17 protein-coding genes are annotated in these 16,886 nt (G+C 71.8%); 4 read left to right on the top strand and 13 right to left on the bottom strand.

Translation table 11 applies throughout. From position 1 onward, the window contains the following. Positions 1-4 precede the first annotated feature (4 nt). Positions 5-1,945, bottom strand: coding sequence for a TIGR03960 family B12-binding radical SAM protein (locus KUV85_RS01785; protein ID WP_219961505.1), 1,941 nt, complete (start codon positions 1,943-1,945; stop codon positions 5-7). A gap of 131 nt (positions 1,946-2,076) precedes the next feature. On the opposite strand from KUV85_RS01785, the gene KUV85_RS01780 reads away from it, so the two are divergent. Together KUV85_RS01780 and KUV85_RS01775 are read left to right on the top strand one after the other, a co-directional pair. Next, the gene (locus KUV85_RS01780; RefSeq protein ID WP_219961504.1) at positions 2,077-2,436 is read left to right on the top strand and encodes a YidH family protein; all 360 of its coding nucleotides are present in this window, start codon (positions 2,077-2,079) and stop codon (positions 2,434-2,436) included. 1 nt (position 2,437) lies between these two features. Continuing rightward, the gene (locus KUV85_RS01775; protein WP_219961503.1) at positions 2,438-2,761 is read left to right on the top strand and encodes a DUF202 domain-containing protein; all 324 of its coding nucleotides are present in this window, start codon (positions 2,438-2,440) and stop codon (positions 2,759-2,761) included. An 8-nt stretch (positions 2,762-2,769) separates the two neighbouring features. Here KUV85_RS01775 and KUV85_RS01770 read toward each other — a convergent pair whose 3' ends face one another. Beyond that, entirely contained in the window at positions 2,770-3,180 is a 411-nt protein-coding gene (locus KUV85_RS01770; RefSeq protein WP_219961502.1) for a hypothetical protein, read from the bottom strand. Positions 3,181-3,265: 85 nt separating this feature from the next. Here KUV85_RS01770 and KUV85_RS01765 point away from each other — a divergent pair, with 85 nt between their 5' ends. Beyond that, positions 3,266-4,045: a helix-turn-helix transcriptional regulator gene (locus KUV85_RS01765; RefSeq protein WP_237690182.1), complete on the top strand. Its 780-nt coding sequence runs from the start codon at positions 3,266-3,268 to the stop codon at positions 4,043-4,045. Between the two features lie 43 nt (positions 4,046-4,088). Here KUV85_RS01765 and KUV85_RS01760 read toward each other — a convergent pair whose 3' ends face one another. The 8 genes from KUV85_RS01760 to KUV85_RS01725 form a co-directional block, all read right to left on the bottom strand. After that, complete coding sequence (locus KUV85_RS01760) at positions 4,089-4,565, bottom strand: hypothetical protein (protein WP_219961501.1); 477 nt, start codon at positions 4,563-4,565, stop codon at positions 4,089-4,091. Between the two features lie 3 nt (positions 4,566-4,568). Further along, positions 4,569-5,816, bottom strand: a complete 1,248-nt coding sequence (gene rodA / locus KUV85_RS01755; protein WP_219961500.1) for a rod shape-determining protein RodA — start codon at positions 5,814-5,816, stop codon at positions 4,569-4,571. Next, positions 5,816-7,903: a penicillin-binding protein 2 gene (gene mrdA, locus KUV85_RS01750; RefSeq protein ID WP_219961499.1), complete on the bottom strand. Its 2,088-nt coding sequence runs from the start codon at positions 7,901-7,903 to the stop codon at positions 5,816-5,818. The genes rodA and mrdA overlap by 1 nt, the downstream gene beginning before the upstream one ends. Positions 7,904-7,923: 20 nt before the next feature. After that, entirely contained in the window at positions 7,924-8,529 is a 606-nt protein-coding gene (gene mreD / locus KUV85_RS01745; RefSeq protein WP_219961498.1) for a rod shape-determining protein MreD, read from the bottom strand. Then, positions 8,526-9,503 carry a rod shape-determining protein MreC gene (gene mreC / locus KUV85_RS01740; protein ID WP_219961497.1) on the bottom strand — a complete coding sequence of 326 codons (978 nt, stop codon included), beginning with the start codon at positions 9,501-9,503 and terminating at the stop codon, positions 8,526-8,528. Before mreC ends, mreD begins: the two co-directional genes overlap by 4 nt. A 7-nt stretch (positions 9,504-9,510) precedes the next feature. Continuing rightward, positions 9,511-10,542: a rod shape-determining protein gene (locus tag KUV85_RS01735; protein ID WP_425299377.1), complete on the bottom strand. Its 1,032-nt coding sequence runs from the start codon at positions 10,540-10,542 to the stop codon at positions 9,511-9,513. A 110-nt stretch (positions 10,543-10,652) separates the two neighbouring features. Then, complete coding sequence (ndk, locus tag KUV85_RS01730) at positions 10,653-11,063, bottom strand: nucleoside-diphosphate kinase (RefSeq protein ID WP_219961496.1); 411 nt, start codon at positions 11,061-11,063, stop codon at positions 10,653-10,655. Between the two features lie 24 nt (positions 11,064-11,087). Then, positions 11,088-11,861 (bottom strand): MerR family transcriptional regulator, encoded by a 774-nt coding sequence (locus KUV85_RS01725; RefSeq protein ID WP_219961495.1) that lies wholly within the window; start codon positions 11,859-11,861, stop codon positions 11,088-11,090. A 153-nt stretch (positions 11,862-12,014) separates the two neighbouring features. Between KUV85_RS01725 and KUV85_RS01720 the strand changes: the two genes are divergently transcribed. Continuing rightward, the gene (locus KUV85_RS01720) at positions 12,015-13,883 is read left to right on the top strand and encodes an AMP-dependent synthetase/ligase (protein WP_219961494.1); all 1,869 of its coding nucleotides are present in this window, start codon (positions 12,015-12,017) and stop codon (positions 13,881-13,883) included. Between the two features lie 24 nt (positions 13,884-13,907). Here the strand turns inward: KUV85_RS01720 and KUV85_RS01715 are convergent, their stop codons facing one another. From KUV85_RS01715 to hpf, 3 genes are all read right to left on the bottom strand, one after another. After that, positions 13,908-15,110 (bottom strand): winged helix-turn-helix domain-containing protein, encoded by a 1,203-nt coding sequence (locus tag KUV85_RS01715; RefSeq protein ID WP_219961493.1) that lies wholly within the window; start codon positions 15,108-15,110, stop codon positions 13,908-13,910. Between the two features lie 61 nt (positions 15,111-15,171). Next, entirely contained in the window at positions 15,172-15,795 is a 624-nt protein-coding gene (locus tag KUV85_RS01710) for a LuxR C-terminal-related transcriptional regulator (RefSeq protein ID WP_219961492.1), read from the bottom strand. 87 nt (positions 15,796-15,882) lie between these two features. After that, positions 15,883-16,506 carry a ribosome hibernation-promoting factor, HPF/YfiA family gene (gene hpf, locus KUV85_RS01705; RefSeq protein ID WP_219961491.1) on the bottom strand — a complete coding sequence of 208 codons (624 nt, stop codon included), beginning with the start codon at positions 16,504-16,506 and terminating at the stop codon, positions 15,883-15,885. Positions 16,507-16,886: the final 380 nt, after the last annotated feature.

The following is a 16,886-nucleotide window of genomic DNA, read 5'->3' as shown; positions in this document are numbered from 1 at the left end:
GGCCTCAGACCGGCGTGAGCGGCAGCAGCTTCTTGCCCGTCGGGCCGATCTGGATCTCGGTGTTCATCTCCGGGCACACGCCGCAGTCGTAGCACGGGGTCCAGCGGCAGTCCTCGACCTCGATGTCGGCCGAGCCGTCGGCGACGGCGAGCGCGTCCTCCCAGTCGGCCCACAGCCAGTCCTTGTCCAGGCCGCTGTCGAGGTGGTCCCAGGGCAGGATCTCGTCGACGTCGCGCTCGCGAGTGGTGAACCAGGCCAGGTTGACGCCGGTGCCGTCCAGCGCCTGCTCGGCGGCGGTCAGCCACCGCTGGTAGGAGAAGTGCTCGCTCCAGCCGTCGAACCGGCCCCCGTCGCGCCACACCTGCTCGATGATGCGGCCGACGCGACGGTCGCCGCGCGAGAGCAGTCCCTCGATGATGCCGGGCTCGCCGTCGTGGTAGCGGAACCCGATGGCACGGCCGAACTTCTTGTCCGAGCGGACCTCCTCGCGCAGCTTGCGCAGCCGCTCGTCAGTGGTCTCGACGTCGAGCTGCGACGCCCACTGGAACGGGGTGTGTGGCTTGGGCACGAACCCACCGATGGAGACGGTGCAGCGGATGTCGTTGCGCCCGGAGACCTCGCGCCCCTTGGCGATGACCCGCTTGGCGAGGTCGGCGATCTGGAGCACGTCCTCGTCGGTCTCGGTCGGCAGCCCGCACATGAAGTAGAGCTTCACCTGGCGCCAGCCGTGGGAGTACGCCGTCGCGACCGTCCGGATCAGGTCCTCCTCGGTGACCATCTTGTTGATCACCTTGCGCATCCGCTCGCTGCCGCCCTCGGGGGCGAAGGTCAGGCCGGAGCGGCGGCCGTTGCGGGAGAACTCGTTGGCGAGGGTGATGTTGAAGGCGTCCACCCGGGTCGAGGGCAGCGAGAGCGAGACGTTGGACCCCTCGTAGCGGTCCGCGAGTCCCTCGGCGACGTCGCCGATCTCGGTGTGGTCGGCGCTGGAGAGGCTGAGCAGGCCGACCTCCTCGAAGCCGGTCTTCTGCACGCCGTTGTCGACCATGTCGCCGATGGTCTCGATGGACCGCTCGCGGACGGGGCGCGTGATCATGCCGGCCTGGCAGAAGCGGCAGCCACGGGTGCAGCCGCGGAAGATCTCCACGCTGTAGCGCTCGTGGACGGTCTCGGCGAGTGGCACCAGCGGGTTGGCCGGGTAGGGCCAGGCGTCGAGGTCCATCAGCGTGTGCTTGCGCACCCGGTCGGGTGCGCCGGGACGGTTGGGGACGACGGCGGCGATCTCGCCGTCCTCGCGGTAGCTGACGTCGTAGAACTTGGGCACGTAGACCGCGCCGCTGACCGCGAGCCGTCGCAGCAGCTCGTCGCGTCCGCCCGGGGTGCCCTCCTCCTTCCACTCGCGCACGATGTCGGAGATGGCGAGCACGACCTCCTCGCCGTCGCCGAGGACGGCGGCGTCGAGGAAGTCGGCGACCGGCTCGGGGTTGAAGGCGGCGTGGCCGCCGGCGAGGACGATCGGGTGGTCATCGGTCCGGTCCACGCTGTGCAACGGGATGCCGGCGAGGTCGAGCGCGTTGAGCAGGTTGGTGTAGCCCAGCTCGGTGGAGAAGCTGATGCCGAACAGGTCGAACGCAGCCACGGGACGGTGACCGTCGACGGTGAACTGCGGGATGCCCTGCTCGCGCATCACCGCCTCCATGTCGGCCCACACGGCGTAGGTCCGCTCGGCGGCGATCCAGTCGCGCTCGTTGAGGATCTCGTAGAGGATCTGCACGCCCTGGTTGGGGAGCCCGACCTCGTAGGCGTCGGGGTACATCAGGGCCCAGCGCACCGACACCTCGTCCCACTCCTTGTGGACCGAGTTGAGCTCGCCGCCGACGTACTGGATCGGCTTGGAGACCGAGGACAGGTGGGGCTCGAGTCGGGGAAAGACGGACTCGACGGACATACCGGGCGGGACCTCACAGAGTCGGGTGCACAGAATCCGGGAGATTCTACGCCAGACCGTGCGGTGCGACCGCTTCCCCGCAGGCCCGGCTACCCTCGTCGGGAGGGCCGCCCGGGCAAGGAGGACGCGTGGTGAGGAGACGACGCTGGCCGGCGGCGATCTTCGAGGACGGGACCGAGCCCGACCCCCGGTTCAGCCTCGCCAACGAGCGGACCTTCCTCGCCTGGGTCCGCACCTCGCTCGGCCTGACCGCTGCCGGCGTCGCGCTCGACGCGCTCGGCCGCGGCCTCTCCGACGGCGCCCGGACGGCGATCGGTACGACGCTGGTGCTGCTCGGGCTCCTGACGGGCACGTTCGCGTTCGTGCGGTGGGCCCTCAACGAGCGGTCCCTGCGCCGCGGCGAGCCGTTGCCGGGCTTCAGCATCGGCGCGATCGTCACCGTCGGGCTGCTGATCATCGGCGCCATCGTCGCGTTCGAGCTGCTGCGCTGACATGCGCGAGACCCAGCACCCGCGCACCCAGCTCGCCTGGGGCCGCACCGGGTTGTCGGTGGTGGGCATCGGACTGGTCGAGGTGCGGCTGCTGCTCGGCCCCGACCCCGACGCCGCACTGTGGGCGTTGGGTGGCGCGCTCTCCCTCGCCGTCCTGGTCGGGGTCGTGGCGGCCGTTCGGCTGCGCCGCAACGTGGACGCGCTCGAGGTGGAGCGCGTCACGACGGGTGGACGCGCCCCGCTCACCCTCGCGGCGCTCACCGTCGCCGTCGGGGTGCTGGGCCTGGCGACCATCGCCGTCGAGCACCGGCTGCTCGGGTTCTGAACGCGACCTCAGCGACGCGACCCGGCGACCTGGTCGGCCGCGAACCCGAGGACCACGACGGCCTGGAGCAGGCACCATGCGAGGCCGATGCCGGTCAGCGACAGCAGGCCGAGGGCCGCGGCGAGCGACCCGGCGACCCAGGCCAGGTTGGCGTGGGCCACCTCGCGGACCAGCGCTCGTGGCGGCACCGGCCGCGTGGCGAGGGCCGCGAGGCAGCCGCCCCACAGCACCAGGAACGCACCGAGGACGCGGAGTACGCCGTCGGCGGGCCCCAGCAGGTCCGACAGGGTCGGGGCGAGGAGCAGGTAGGCGACGCCGTTGACGCCGGAGACGGCCGCGTCGACGGCGAGGAGGGGCCGCAGCCAGGGCTGCGGGGCAGTGTCGGTGCGGCTGGTGGCGGTGCGCGATGTGGTGTCCATGGCCCCAGCGTCGCCGGGTCGAGGACCGGCGTCGATGACCTCGCAGGTCATGGCGACGCGGCCCGATCGGCGACACACTGGCGAGGTGACGACGACGCTCACCCACGACGCCCGGGTCGGGACGTTGCTGCGCGACTGGCGCGCCCGCCGACGCCACAGCCAGCTGGCGGTCTCCTCGGAGACGGGCATCTCCACCCGCCACCTCAGCTACGTCGAGACCGGGCGGGCGCGTCCCAGCCGCGACCTGGTGCTACGCCTCGCCGAGCACTACGAGGTGCCGCTGCGGGACCGCAACGCGCTGCTGCTCGCGGGCGGGTTCGCGCCGGCGTACCGGGAGCGCTCGCTGGAGGACGAGGAGATGGCGCCGGTGCGGAGCGCGCTGGAAGCCGTGCTGGCCGGTCACGAGCCCTATCCGGCGCTCGTGGTCGACCGCGGTTGGCGCCTGGTGCTGGCCAACGCCGCCGTCGGGCCGCTGCTGGAGGGAGTCGCGCCCCACCTGCTGGAGCCACCGGTCAACGTGCTGCGCCTCAGCCTGCACCCCGACGGCATGGCCCCGCGCATCGCCAACCTGGCCGAGTGGCGCGGCCACCTGCTGGACCGGCTCCACCGCGAGGCGACGATCACCGGCGACGAGGGCCTGAGCGCGCTCGTGGCGGAGCTGCGCGACTATCCCGGCGGCGAGGAGCACCCGTCACCGCAGGGCCGGGTCGCCGTCCCCCTGCTCCTGCAGGGGCCTGCAGGGATGCTGTCGTTCGTGTCGACCGTGACCACCTTCGGCACCGCGGTGGACATCGCCCTCGCCGAGCTGAGCGTCGAGGCCTTCCTCCCGGCCGACGAGGCCACGGCCCGCGCCCTCCGGAGCTGATCGGGGAGGATCGCAGGCAACAGGTGCACGCGATGCTCCCCGATCACCGCTGGGCGGCCACCTGCCGGTCGATCTCGTCGACCAACGCTGCCCGGAGCCCAACGTGCTCGGGGCCGAGGGCAGCCCCGTCCGGTACACGGCGCGTCCAGTGGTGGAGGGCTGCCGGCCACCCGACGAGGTCGCTCGGCTCCCACCGGAAGCGGGGAGTGACATGTGCGTGGAGGAACGCGTCGGTGTTGCCCTGGATCTCGAGATTGATCCGGAGGAAGTCCGGATCCCTGTGGGCGCACACCAGTGCCACCGCACGGCCGAGCAGCGCCGCGTCGGCGAGGAAGGCGTGCTGGCGCTCGATCGGCAGGTCGGTGATCTGGTCCGCAGCCGGATCGTCGGTGACCAGCACGCAGTAGCCCGGCAGATGCTGCACGTCGCCGATCACTGCGAACCCGGCCTGCAGGCGACGCAGGACCGTGGGGTTGGTGCCGGCCAGTGCGGTGCCGACTCGGTCCCGGCGGAAGTCCATGCCTCAGCGGGAGCGGGCGAGTACGCCGCGGCTGGGCTGGAGGCGCGCCGCCGGGGCGGAGGCGGAGCGCAGGTGGATGTTCTGCAGCAGGCCGACCGCGATCATGCAGGCGAACAGTGAGGACCCGCCGTAGGAGACGAACGGCAGCGGAACGCCGGTGACGGGCATGATGCCCAGGCACATGCCGATGTTCTGGAAGGACTGGAACCCCAGCCAGCAGGCGATGCCGGCGGCGGCGACGCGTCCGAAGACGTCCTCGGCGTGGGTTGCGATCGACAGCGCGCGCCAGAGCACGACGGCCAGCAGTGCGACGACCAGGAGCGCACCGACCAGCCCGAGTTCCTCGCCGATCACGGTGAAGACGAAGTCGGTGTGCTGCTCGGGCACGAACCCGGCACGGGTCTGGGAGCCCTCGAAGAGGCCCTGGCCTAACAGGCCGCCGTTGCCGATCGCGATCCGGGCCTGCTCCACGTTGTATCCGGCACCGCGCGGGTCGAGGGTGGGATCGGTGAAGGCCAGGAAGCGGTCGATCTGGTACTGCTTCAAGAAACCGCTGGTCACCGCGAACGCCGCCACGGCGACGCCACCGAGCCCCAGCAGCACCAGCCACCGCCGGGCCACGCCCGCGACGGCGAGGACACCCACCACGGTCGCGCTCAGCACCAGCATCGTGCCCAGGTCGGGCTGGGCCAGGATCAGCACGCTCGGCACGGCCGCGACGGCCAGCATCAGCACCAGGACGCCGGGGCCGCCGTCACGACGCCCGGTCGGCGCGGAGCCGGGCCGGGAACGCGACGTCGCGCCGAGCGACCACTCGCTGCGCTCGGCGACCACGAGTGCCATGCCCACGACGACCGCGAGCTTGGCCAGCTCCGAGGGCTGCAGCGAGAGCCCGCCGAGCATCAGCCAGGAACGGGAGCCGTTGATGGTGCTGCCCATGGTGAGCACGAGCACCAGCCCCACCACGACCGCGAGGTAGGCCAGCGGCGCGAAGATCCGCACCCAGCGGTGGTCGACCGCGAGCACCAGTCCGCCCAGGCACAGCGCCAGGACGAGGTTGACGATCTGCTTGTCCAGGAACGCCCGCGGGTCACCACCGGTGATCTCGGCGCGGTGCTGGGTCGCCGACCAGACCATGACGCAGCCCAGCACCGCGAGTGCGAGCGCGGCGCCCACGAGCCACCAGTCCAGCTGGCGCCACCGGGCCGGTACCGCCCGGCGCAGCGACGAGCCGCGCGTGAGGGATCCCATCACTCGCCCCGCTTCCGCGCCGGCGGCAGGATCGAGCCGTCCTTGCCGAACACCGGCAGCGCCTTGCCGGCGACGACGCCGGGCACCGCGGCGGCGCCGGGCTTGACCGCCTCGCCGTCGACGCCGTACAGCGTCTCCCAGATGGTGCGGACCGCGGGTCCGGACGTGCCCGACCCGGTGCCGCCCTGGCTGACCATCATCACCACGACGTAGTCCTCGGAGTACGACGCCACCCACGACGTCGACTGCTTGCCCTGGACCTCCGCCGAGCCGGTCTTGGAGCGGATCGGCACCTGCTCCAGCGGGAAGCCTCCCAGCCGCCAGGACATCGTGCCCTGCTGGGACACGCCCAGCAGGCCCTGGTCGATGAAGTCCAGCGTCTGCTGCGGGACATCCACGGTGCCCTGCACCGACGGCTTGACCCGCTCCAGCACGTCGCCGTCGGGGGTGACGACGGCCTTGCCGACCCGTGGCTCGTAGAGCGTGCCGCCGTTGGCGAGCGCGCCGTACGCGCGGGCGAGCTGCAGTGGCGTCACCACGGTGTCGCCCTGACCGATCGCGAAGTTGACCGCGTCACCGGCACGGTAGGCGTAGCCCTCGGCGCAGAATTCCTTGGCGAAGAGCCGGAGGAACGGGCTGGCGTCGCCGGGGTCCTCGGCGAGCTCGCAGTAGTAGTCCTTCTGCTGCTCGAAGTAGTCCAGCTTCCACTGCCGGTCCGCGATCCGACCGGAGGACTCCGCAGCGACGTCGATCCCGGTGGGGCGGCCGAAGCCGAACTCCTTCGCCTCCGCCACCAGCGGGTCCTTGGCGTCGACGTTGCCCACGTCGCTCCCCCACCGCCGCCAGTAGTCGTAGCCGATCCGGTAGAAGAAGGTGTTGCAGGAGACCTCGAGCGCACGCTGGAAGCCGATGAAGCCGTAGGCGCCGGACTCGTAGTTCTTGAAGTCGCGGTTGCCGACGCGGAGGCTGGAGGAGCAGTTGAGCTGTGCATCCTGGCCGTAGCCGTTGGTGAGCGCACCGGCGGTCATGAACGGCTTCCACGTCGACCCCGGCGCGAACTGTCCCTGCGTCGCCCGGGAGAGCAACGGCGTGCCCGCCGCCTCGGAGTAGAGCCGCGCCAGCTGCTGGTCGTCGATGCCGCCGACCCACACCTCGGGGTCGTACGTCGGCTGGCTGGCCATCGCGACGATCCGACCGGTCTGGGCCTCCATCACCACCGCGGCACCGGCATCGGCGACGTAGTTGCGTCCCGTCACGGTGTCGCGGGTCTGCCGGGCGGTGCGGATGGTCTGCGCGAGCTGCTTCTCCACCACCGACTGCACCTTGGCGTCGATGCTGGTGACCAGGGTGTCGCCCGGCTGGGCGGTCAGCGTGCCGACGTCGCCGAGGACGCGTCCCATGGAGTCGACCGACACCTGCTGGTGGCCGGGCTGGCCGCGCAGCCACTGGTCGTAGGTCTTCTCCACGCCGGCGCGACCGACCACGGAGGCGCCGTTGACCGAGGCGTCGCCGGACTCCTCCGCGTCGTCGAGCTCGGACTCGGTGACCGGGCTGAGGTAGCCCAGCAGGTGCGCCGCGTTGACGCCGAAGGGCCGCGGGTAGTCCCGCACGCTCTGCTGCTCCACGGTCACGGCCGGGAAGTCCTCGGCCTGCTCCAGGATCCGCAGCGCCACGTCCTCGTCGAGGTCCTGGGCGATGGGCACCGGCTGGAAGGGCGACCCGTTCCAGCACTGGCCCGACACCGCGCCCTCGGCGCCGCACAGGGTCAGCTTGTCGCGCACCTTCCGCGGGGCGACGTCGAGCACGCGCGAGGTGCGCCGCACCAGCTTGCGCTGCTGCTGCTCGCTCATGCGGCCGAGCATCGTGGTGTCGATCGAGGCGACCCAGGAGAGCCGGTTGGCCGCGAGCGGACGGCCCTGGGCGTCGACGATCAGGCCACGCTGGGGCTGCACGACGATGTCGCGCACCGACTGCGAGGCGGCCTTGCCCTGGTAGGTCTCGCCCGTCATGACCTGCAGGTAGTAGAGCCGGACGCCGAGGGTGGCCAGCAGGGAGAAGATGAGCGCCTGGATCACCACCAGGCGCATCCGACTGCGGTGAGCGCGCATCAGGAGACGACCGCCCTCCCCGAAGGCCGCCACGGGTCACGCGACGGCGCCCGCTGGGAGCCGCGGGTGCGTGTCATGGCCCAGACGGTGACCGGCACGACGACGAGGCCCGCGACGCCGTCGACCATCATCCCGCGGCCGACCACGTCGAGCATCGTGCCGATGCCGGCGGTCTCCCCCAGCGGGAGCCCGGTGAGGGCGAAGACCGAGGTGCCGAGGAACGAGCCACCCAGCGCCGCCGCGAGGACGACGTGCAGCGGCGGACGGCGCAGGCGGCGTACCTGCTCCACGTCCCAGGGGCCGGCCGGCATCGGCTGGTGGTCGTGGCCGAGACGACCCACGACGTAGCCCACGACCAGCAGCGCCAGGGCCCACCGCCCCGCGGCGTGGTCGGCGGGCGGCGCGACGTCGAGCAGCAGGCCGGCGCCGAAGCCGAGCAGCGTGGCGAACCGGGCGTCGGTGGCCAGTGCGGCACCGACCACCACCAGCAGCACGAGCCCCGGGACCACGCCGTCCCAGGCGACGTGCGGCGCGACGGTGACCTGCAGCAGGAACGCGACCGTGGTCGCGGCCAGCGCCGCGAGCAGGCGGGAAGCGGTCGTCATGGCATCCTCACGCTGCGATCGGCCTCGATGACCGGGCGGGCACTGTCGGTGCCCGACGGGACGACCACCCCCACCAGGTCCAGCGAGGAGTAGTCGACGTAGGGGCGCAGCTCGGCCCGGTAGGAGGTCTCGCGCAGCGACTCGTAGACCTTGGTCACCTCGCCGATGGGCACCCCGGACACGAACGGGGCCCCGCCCTCGCTGCCCCAGGTGACCACGGTCTGGCCCTCGCGCGGGACGACCGTCTCGTCGACGAGCTCGAGGTCGAGGTGGCCGTCGCCGCCGAGTCCGCCGTTACCGCGGACGAAGCCGAGCTCCATGTTCTCCCCGACCCGTCCGCCCACGGTGAAGCCCGTGTCGACCGCGAGGCGCACCGTCGCGGTCTGTGCCGTGGCGGCCGTGACGCGGCCGACCAGGCCGTCGCCGTTGACCACCGTCATGTCGGGGCCGAGCCCGGCGTCGCGCCCGGCGTCGATGGTGACGGTGCGGCCGAAGGACTGGGCCGGACCGATCGCGATGACCCGTGCCGGCAGCAGCGCGTAGCCGAGGTCGCCGGCCACCGCGCGCAGGTCCTCCAGCGCGGCGACCCGCTGCGCGTCGTACCCGGTCGCGCGGAGCGCGCCCTCGAGGGTGTCGTTCTCCGACTCCAGGGCCGCAACGTCGGAGCGCAGCTGCTGGTTGCTGCGCAGCTGGTCGGGCAGGTCCAGCACGGGACGCAGCCCGGCGGACACGAAGGCCTCGGCCGGGCCGACCACCTCGCCGGCGACGCTGCGGACCGGCTCCACCGGTGAGTCGGGGCCACGCTCGTGGTCGACCACCATCAGCGTCACGCACGCCAGCACCAGGGCCACGACCAGGGATCGCGACGGCAGGCGCAGTCGGCGGGCCTCGGTGCGGTCGGTGACGCCCGTACGCCGCGCGCGCTCGTCCTCGGTCGCCGCCGGACGACGTGGGGGCATGGTGTCCAGGCTCATGGGCGCCTCAGAACCGCCGTGGGTTGGCGACCAGGACCTGCTGCAGGGCCTCGAACTCCTCCACGCAGCGGCCCGCGCCGAGCGCCACGGAGGTGAGGGGCTCGTCGGCGACGTGCACCGGCATGCCGGTCTCGTGACGGATCCGGTCGTCCAGGCCGCGGAGCAGTGCTCCCCCGCCGGTGAGGACCACGCCGCGGTCCATGATGTCGCCGGCAAGCTCGGGCGGCGTGCGGTCCAGGGTCACGCGGACCGCGTCGACGATGGCGTGCAGCGGCTCCTCGAGCGCCTGGCGCACCTCGACGGCACGGGCCTCGACGGTGCGAGGGAGGCCGCTGACCATGTCGCGGCCGCGGATCTCTCCCACGGGCTCCTGGTGGGCGGGGAACCCCGACCCGAGGGTCATCTTGACCTCCTCGGCGGTGCGCTCGCCCACCATCAGGCCGTGCTCCTTCTTCAGCCAGGCAATGATGGCGCGGTCCATCGCGTCGCCGGCGGTGCGGATGCTGATGGAGGTGACCACGCCGCCCAGGCTGATGACCGCCACCTCGGTGGTGCCGCCGCCGACGTCGATGATCATGTTGCCGGTCGCCTCGTGGACCGGGAGTCCGGCACCGATGGCGGCGGCCATGGGCTCCTCGACGATGGAGACGCGCCGCGCGCCGGCCTGGTAGCCGGCCTCCTTGACGGCACGCTGCTCGACCGGCGTGATCGCGCTGGGCACGCAGATCACCATGCGCGGCTTGGCGAAGTAGCGTCGGCGGTGCACGCGTGCGATGAAGTGGCGCAGCATCGCCTCGGTCGCCTCGAAGTCGGCGATGACACCGTCCTGCAGGGGCCGCAGGGCGGTGATCGAGTCCGGCGTGCGGCCGATCATCTGCTTGGCCTCGTGGCCGACCGCGACCACCTCGCCGGTGGCCTCGTTGAGCGCGACGACACTGGGTTCGTCGAGCAGCACGCCACGCCCCCGCACGTAGACCAGCGTGTTGGCCGTGCCGAGGTCAACGGCCATGTCGCGGCCGATGATGCTGTTCACCCTCACGCGGTGAGGCTAAGTTCACGCAGCCTCAGCCGCGGGGAGGCACGCCGTGACGGATGTGACGTGTGTGACCCGGGAGACGTGTGGTACGCGTCACCCGGTGCCGGGCGGGGTCAGGCCAGGCCGGGGAACCACAACGCCATCTCACGGGCGGCGGACTCCTCCGAGTCCGACCCGTGGACGAGGTTCTCGCGGTTGGAGAGCGACAGGTCGCCCCGGATCGTGCCCGGCGCGGCCTTGCGGCCGTCGGTGGCGCCGTTGAGGGCGCGGACGACCTCGATCGCCTCGTCGCCCTCGAGCACCATCGCGACCATCGGTCCGCTGGTGACGAACTCGCGCAGTGGCGGATAGAAGTCGCGCTCGACGTGCTCGGCGTAGTGCTCGTCGGCCAGCGCGGCGTCGATCGTGCGGTGCTCCATCGCCACGATCGAGAGCCCCTTGGCCTCGAACCGTGAGAGCACCTCGCCGACCAGTCCACGGCGTACGGCGTCGGGCTTGATGAGGACCAAGGTGCGTTGCGTCACGGCGACGAGCCTAGAGGACACCGCTCAGCGGGCCTCACGGTGGCTCGCCTCCCCCTGCTCGCGCTGCAGTGAGCGGGCGATCAGGTCGTTGGCCGAGCGCTGGAACGCGCTGACGATCGCCTCGAGGGTGAGCCGTCGCAGCACGGTCAGCGTGCGCTCGAACCGCTCGGTCTCCTGGTGCGTGTGCGCGCGCTGCCGGTGGGGCTCGACGACCTCGTCCCGCAGGATCCGGGTCAGGTCCGTGGCCAACGCGTCGATGTGGTGCGAGATCGCCGCACCCGCCGCACGCATGCCGTCCATGGGGATGTCGAGGTCGAGCAGCTCCACGGCGACGTCGAACCCCTGCAGCGGCGTGAACCGTGCACCCCGCTCGTCCTCGGTACGCCGCACGATGCCGACGTCCTCCAACATGCGCAGCTGCTCCTCGCCCAGGCGCCGACCCGCGTGCTTCTCGAGCTGGCGTCGCGAGATCTCCTGGGGTCCGGGTGGCGCCCATGCCGTGAGCATCGCGCGCTGCAGCGCGAGGTCCTCCAGTGCGGCGTCGGCCGGCAGCGAGGCCAGGTAGCCCTCGATCGCCTGCAGGGTGAAGCCGTGCTCCTGCAGCGCGCGGATCATCTCCAGCCGCGCGAGGTGGGTGTCGTCGTACCAGGCCATCCGGCCCCGTTTCGCCGGCGGCGGCAGCAGGCCGAGGCTCGCGTAGTACCGCGTGGTCCGGACGGTCAGGCCCGACGCCGAGGCCAGCTCATCGACGGTGAACAGTCGCTCGTCCGGGCCCGGCTCCGGCGTCGAAGTCGCCATGACTGTCACAGTACGGCTGTCATTTGCTGACCCACAAGGCGCAGTCGCTGGAGAGCCTTGACGAAACGTGCCTCACACTCGACAGTACTTGTGTGACAGTCTTACTGTCATTCTTACCGATCCGGCCCCGGTGACCGACCCGAGAGGAATCCCATGAGCACTGACCCCGGAATCCTGGACGTCCGCCGGGAGGTCGAGGCCGAGATCGACGGCCTCACCCTGGTCACCGCCTTCGCCGACACCGCGGCACGGCTCGGCGACTCCCCCGCCTACGCGGACAAGGTCGGCATCGACATGTCCGGCGGCTACGGCTCCGGATGGCGCACGGTGACGTGGCGGGAGCTGCGCGAACGGGTCCTCGACCTCGCCGCCGCCTTCGTCGCCGCCGGTGTCCGACCCGGGGACCGGGTCGCGATCATGGCCAGCAACCGCATCGAGCACGTCGTGGCCGACCTGGCCGCGGTCCACGCCGGCGCGGTGTCCATGTCGATCTACAACACCCTGTCGGCCGACCAGGTGTCCTACGTCGCCGGCCACGCCGAGCCGTCCCTGGTCGTCCTCGAGACCGACGACCACGTGGGGCGCTGGGAGGCGGCGCTGGACGCCTCCGGGTCGGTGCGCCAGGTCGTCGTCATCGACACCGCTCCGCGCGGGCAGCGCTTCGTCCCCTGGGACACCGCGGTCGCGGAGGGCGCGGCCCGCCGCGCCGAGGACACCGACGAGCTGCAGGCCCGCATCGACGGGCTCTCGCCCGACGACCCGCTCACGATCCTCTACACCTCGGGGACGACGGGGAACCCCAAGGGTGTCGTGCTGACCCACCACAACGTGCTCTACGAGTGCGCCTGCTCGCTGCGGGTGGCGGCCAACACCGACGACCTGGTCTTCCTGTCCTACCTCCCCTTCGCCCACATCGCCGAGCGGATCCTGGGGATGTACATCCCCCAGGTCAGCGGCGGCGAGGTGCACCTCATCGCCGACCCGGCGCAGTTGCTCGGCGCCCTCGGCGAGGTGCGCCCGACACGCTTCTTCGGCGTGCCGCGGGTGTGGGAGAAGATCAGGACCGGCATCTCGGCCAAGCTGGCCGCCGAGCAGGACCCGGAGAAGAAGGCCCAGGCCGAGCAGGCGTTCGCGGTCGGCCTCGAGTACGTCGAGGCGCAGGAGTACGGCAACACCCCCTCCCCCGAGCTCGAGGCCAGGTTCCGTGCGGTGGACGAGGGCCTCCTCGGCCTCCTGCGGGCGATGTTGGGCCTGGACCGCTGCGAGTGGGCGGCCTCGGCGGCTGCCCCGATGCCGCTGGAGGTCGCGAAGTTCTTCGCCGGCCTCGGCATGCGGATCTACGACGTGTACGGCATGACCGAGACGTGCGCGGCCGTCACCTCCTGCGGCCCCGACCAGTTCCGTCTCGGCACCGTGGGCAGGGCGATGCCGGGCGTCGAGGTCACGTTGGCCGAGGACGGCGAGATCCTCGCCCGCGGACCCGTGGTGTCCCGGGGTTACTACCTCCAGGCGGACGCGACCCGTGCGCTCATCGACGAGGAGGACTGGGTGCACACCGGCGACATCGGCGAGATGGACGAGGACGGCTTCCTCAAGGTCGTGGATCGCAAGAAGGAGATGATCATCACCTCCTCGGGCAAGAACATCGCGCCCTCCAACATCGAGAACCTCCTCAAGGAGAGCCCGATCGTCGGACACGCGCTCGCCTTCGGCGAGGCACGTCCCTACGTCGTGGCGGTGCTGACCCTCGATGCGGAGATCGCGCCGGTGGTCGCCGGCCAACTGGGCATCGAGACCACCGACGTCGCCGAGCTCGCCCGGCACCCCGCGATCGTGCAGCTCGCCCAGGACGCGGTCGACTCCGCCAACCAGCGACTGTCCCGGCCGGAGCAGGTCAAGGCCTTCGAGCTCCTCCCCGTGGAGTGGACCGCGGAGTCGGACGAGCTGACGCCGACGCTGAAGCTCAAGCGACGCGTGGTCCACCACAAGTACGGCGACACGCTCGATCGGCTGTACTCCTGACCTGTCCGGCCGGCATCGAGTCCGTCACGGTGCTGCGGTGACCTCGGCCGCGAGTGCGGGCGCGAGGTCGCCCCGGGGGTCGACCACGACGTCGACCAGGCCCAGCCAGTCGGCGAGGCGGCGCAGCTCGGCCGCGAGCTCGGCGGCGGTCTCGGGCGGCGCGTGCGCCTCGGCGTACGCCGCCGGCACCCGCAGGACGCCGGCCCCGCGGTCGGCCTTCAGGTCCACCCGCGCCACGAGCCGGTCGTCGAGCAGGAAGGGGAGCACGTAGTAGCCGTACTCGCGCTTGTGGGCCGGGGTGTAGATCTCGATGCGGTAGCGGAAGCCGAAGAGCTCCTCGGCACGTGTGCGCTCCCACACCACCGGGTCGAACGGGCTCAGTAGCGCCCGTGCCCGGATGCGTCGCGGTCGCCGCGCGGCGTGGTGGAGGTAGCCCGTGCGGCTCCAGCCCTCGACCCGGACCGGCTCGAGCTCACCGGCCGCGACGAGCTCGGACACCGCACGCTCCGCGTCGGCGAGCAGCGGCAGGCGGTAGTAGTCACGGAGGTCGGCGACGGTGGCGACACCGTGGGACCGGGCGGCGCGGCGGACCAGCTCGACGTGGGCGTCGTGCTCGGCGAGCGGCGGGGTCGCGAGCACGTCCGGCGGCAGGACGCGGGAGGGCAGGTCGTAGCGGATCTCGAACTGGGCGTTGCGGCTCGCGATCGCCAGGTCGCCGACGGTGAACAGGTAGTCCAGCATCTGCCGCGTGCGCGACCAGTTCCATCCCCAGTGGTCGGTGCGCCGCGGCAACCCGTCGTCGAGGTCGCGGGCGGTCGACGCACCGCGGGCGGTGACGTCGGCCAGCAGCTGTCGCTCGAGCGCTCGGTCCTCGGCGACCACCGCCCACTTGCCGCCCCGGGCGCGGTAGTGCTCGCGCCGGTGGTGCATCACCGGCCACAGGTCGACCGGCATCAGCGCCTGGACGTGGGCCCAGTACTCCACCAAGCGACGCGGCCGCCGGTCGGCCGCACGGTGGAGCAGGTCGGTGTCGTAGGGCCCGATGCGGGAGTAGATCGGCATGTAGTGGGCCCGCTGGAGCACGTTGACCGAGTCGACCTGGAGGACGCCGGTGCGGTCGACCGCGCGCTGGAGGGTGCGCAGGGTCGGGCGGGAGTGCGCGGGATCGGCGAAGCCCTGGGCAGCGAGCGCGATGCGGCGCGCCTGCGCGGATGAGATCGACTGCACGGCCGCCACCCTAGGGGCGGGCACGGACAGTCGTGGCGTGCGTGGCGGCCCGGCGCGAGCCCTAGGGCTCGACCAGCTTCTCGCGGACGGCGTACATCGCCGCCTCGGTGCGCGAACGCAGTCGCAGCTTCTCCAGCAGGTTCCGGACGTGGTTCTTGGCGGTGTTCTCCGCGATCCCCAGCTTGAGGCCGATCTCGCGGTTGCTCAGGCCGCCGGCGACCAGGAGGAGCACCTCGGACTCCCGTGCAGTGAGCTTGCCGTGGCCGTTGGCGGAACCGTTGGTGTCACGGAACCCCGACACCATGCGCGCGGTCATCGAGGAGCTCACCAGGGTGTGTCCCTCGGCGACGACGCCGATGCCCTCGACGAGCTCACCGAGGCTGGCCTCACGGTGGAGCAGGCCGAGCGCGCCGGCTCCCATGGCGGCGAACGGGTCGGCGTCGCCGGCGTCGGTCAGCACCAGGATCCGCGCGGTGGGTGCGAGCTGCTGGAGGGCCGAGCAGGCGTCGAGGCCGGGGTCGCTGCCGTCCACGAGCGCCACGTCGGGGACCACGGCGAGCTCGCCGACACCGGCGACCGCTGCGACGACCTCGAACTCGTCCCGGTCGTCCAGCAGCAACGCGAGGCCCCGGCGGGACAACTCACGTCCGTCGACGACGGCGACGCGGATCGCAGATGTGCTCACGCCGGAATGATGGCACGCAGCCCGGGCGCGCGGAGGGGTATTGCCCAAACCTCGCCCGGGGCCGCGCACCGGCGGCGACTGGCGCGATCAGTGCACGTCGAGCGCGATCACGCCGTAGTCGTAGCCCTTGCGGCGGTAGACCACCGAGGGGCGCTCGGTCTCCTTGTCGACGAAGAGGTAGAAGTCGTGACCGACCAGCTCCATCTCGTACAACGCCTGGTCGAGGTTCATCGGGCTCGCCGGGTGCGTCTTCTCGCGCACCACCATCGGACCGTCACCGGTCACGGTGATGGGGCCGACCTGCCGCTCGGCGACGGTGTCGGTGGCCTCGCCACCCTCGGCGGCCAACCCGTCGACCGGCACGTCGGCCAGCGCCTGGCCGACCGAGGTCGGCGTACGCAGGCCGTGGTGGACCTTGCGACGGTCCGCGGCCTTGCGCATCTGGCTGGCCATCTTGTCCAGCGCGAGGTCGAGGGCGGCCATCTTGTTCTCGGCGGCGGCCTCCGCCCGGATCACCGGCCCCTTGGAGAACGCGGTGAGCTCGAGGTGGATCTGGTGGTCGTGGCGACGCGGGTTGCCGAGGCGCTCGACCTCGACGTGCACGCGCATGATGCGATGGTCGTGCTTCTCCAGCTTCGTCAGCTTGTCGGCGGCATGTTCCCTGAATCGGTCCGAGACCTCGATGTGCCGTCCGGTGACCACGACATCCATCAGATACCTCCACAGTGTTGATTGCTGGGACGTGCGGGAGCGCGAGGGGTGGAGCGGTCGAGCGGGGCCAACGCCGCCTGCCCGCCGAGCTCTGTCGTCGTGTGGGTGCGGCGGCAAGGCGGCCGAGCGCTGGCGACCTGGAAGGCGGAGCGGTCGTCGAGCGAGGCCGACGCCGCCTGCGCGCCGACCTCTGTCGTCGTGTGGGTGCGGCGGCAAGGCGGCCGAGCGCTGGCGACCTGGAAGGCGGAGCGGTCGTCGAGCGAGGCCAACGCCGCCGACGCTCCACACGACGGCAGAGGTGGAGTCCGCCCGGCCGACCTGGTCTTCGTCCCCACACCCGCCTGCTGAGGCTCTCGCAGCTTGGTGCCACTACTGACCTT

The organism is Nocardioides panacisoli (assembly GCF_019448235.1).
Taxonomy (GTDB): domain Bacteria; phylum Actinomycetota; class Actinomycetes; order Propionibacteriales; family Nocardioidaceae; genus Nocardioides; species Nocardioides panacisoli_A.
This window is presented reverse-complemented; position numbering and strand designations above follow the sequence as displayed.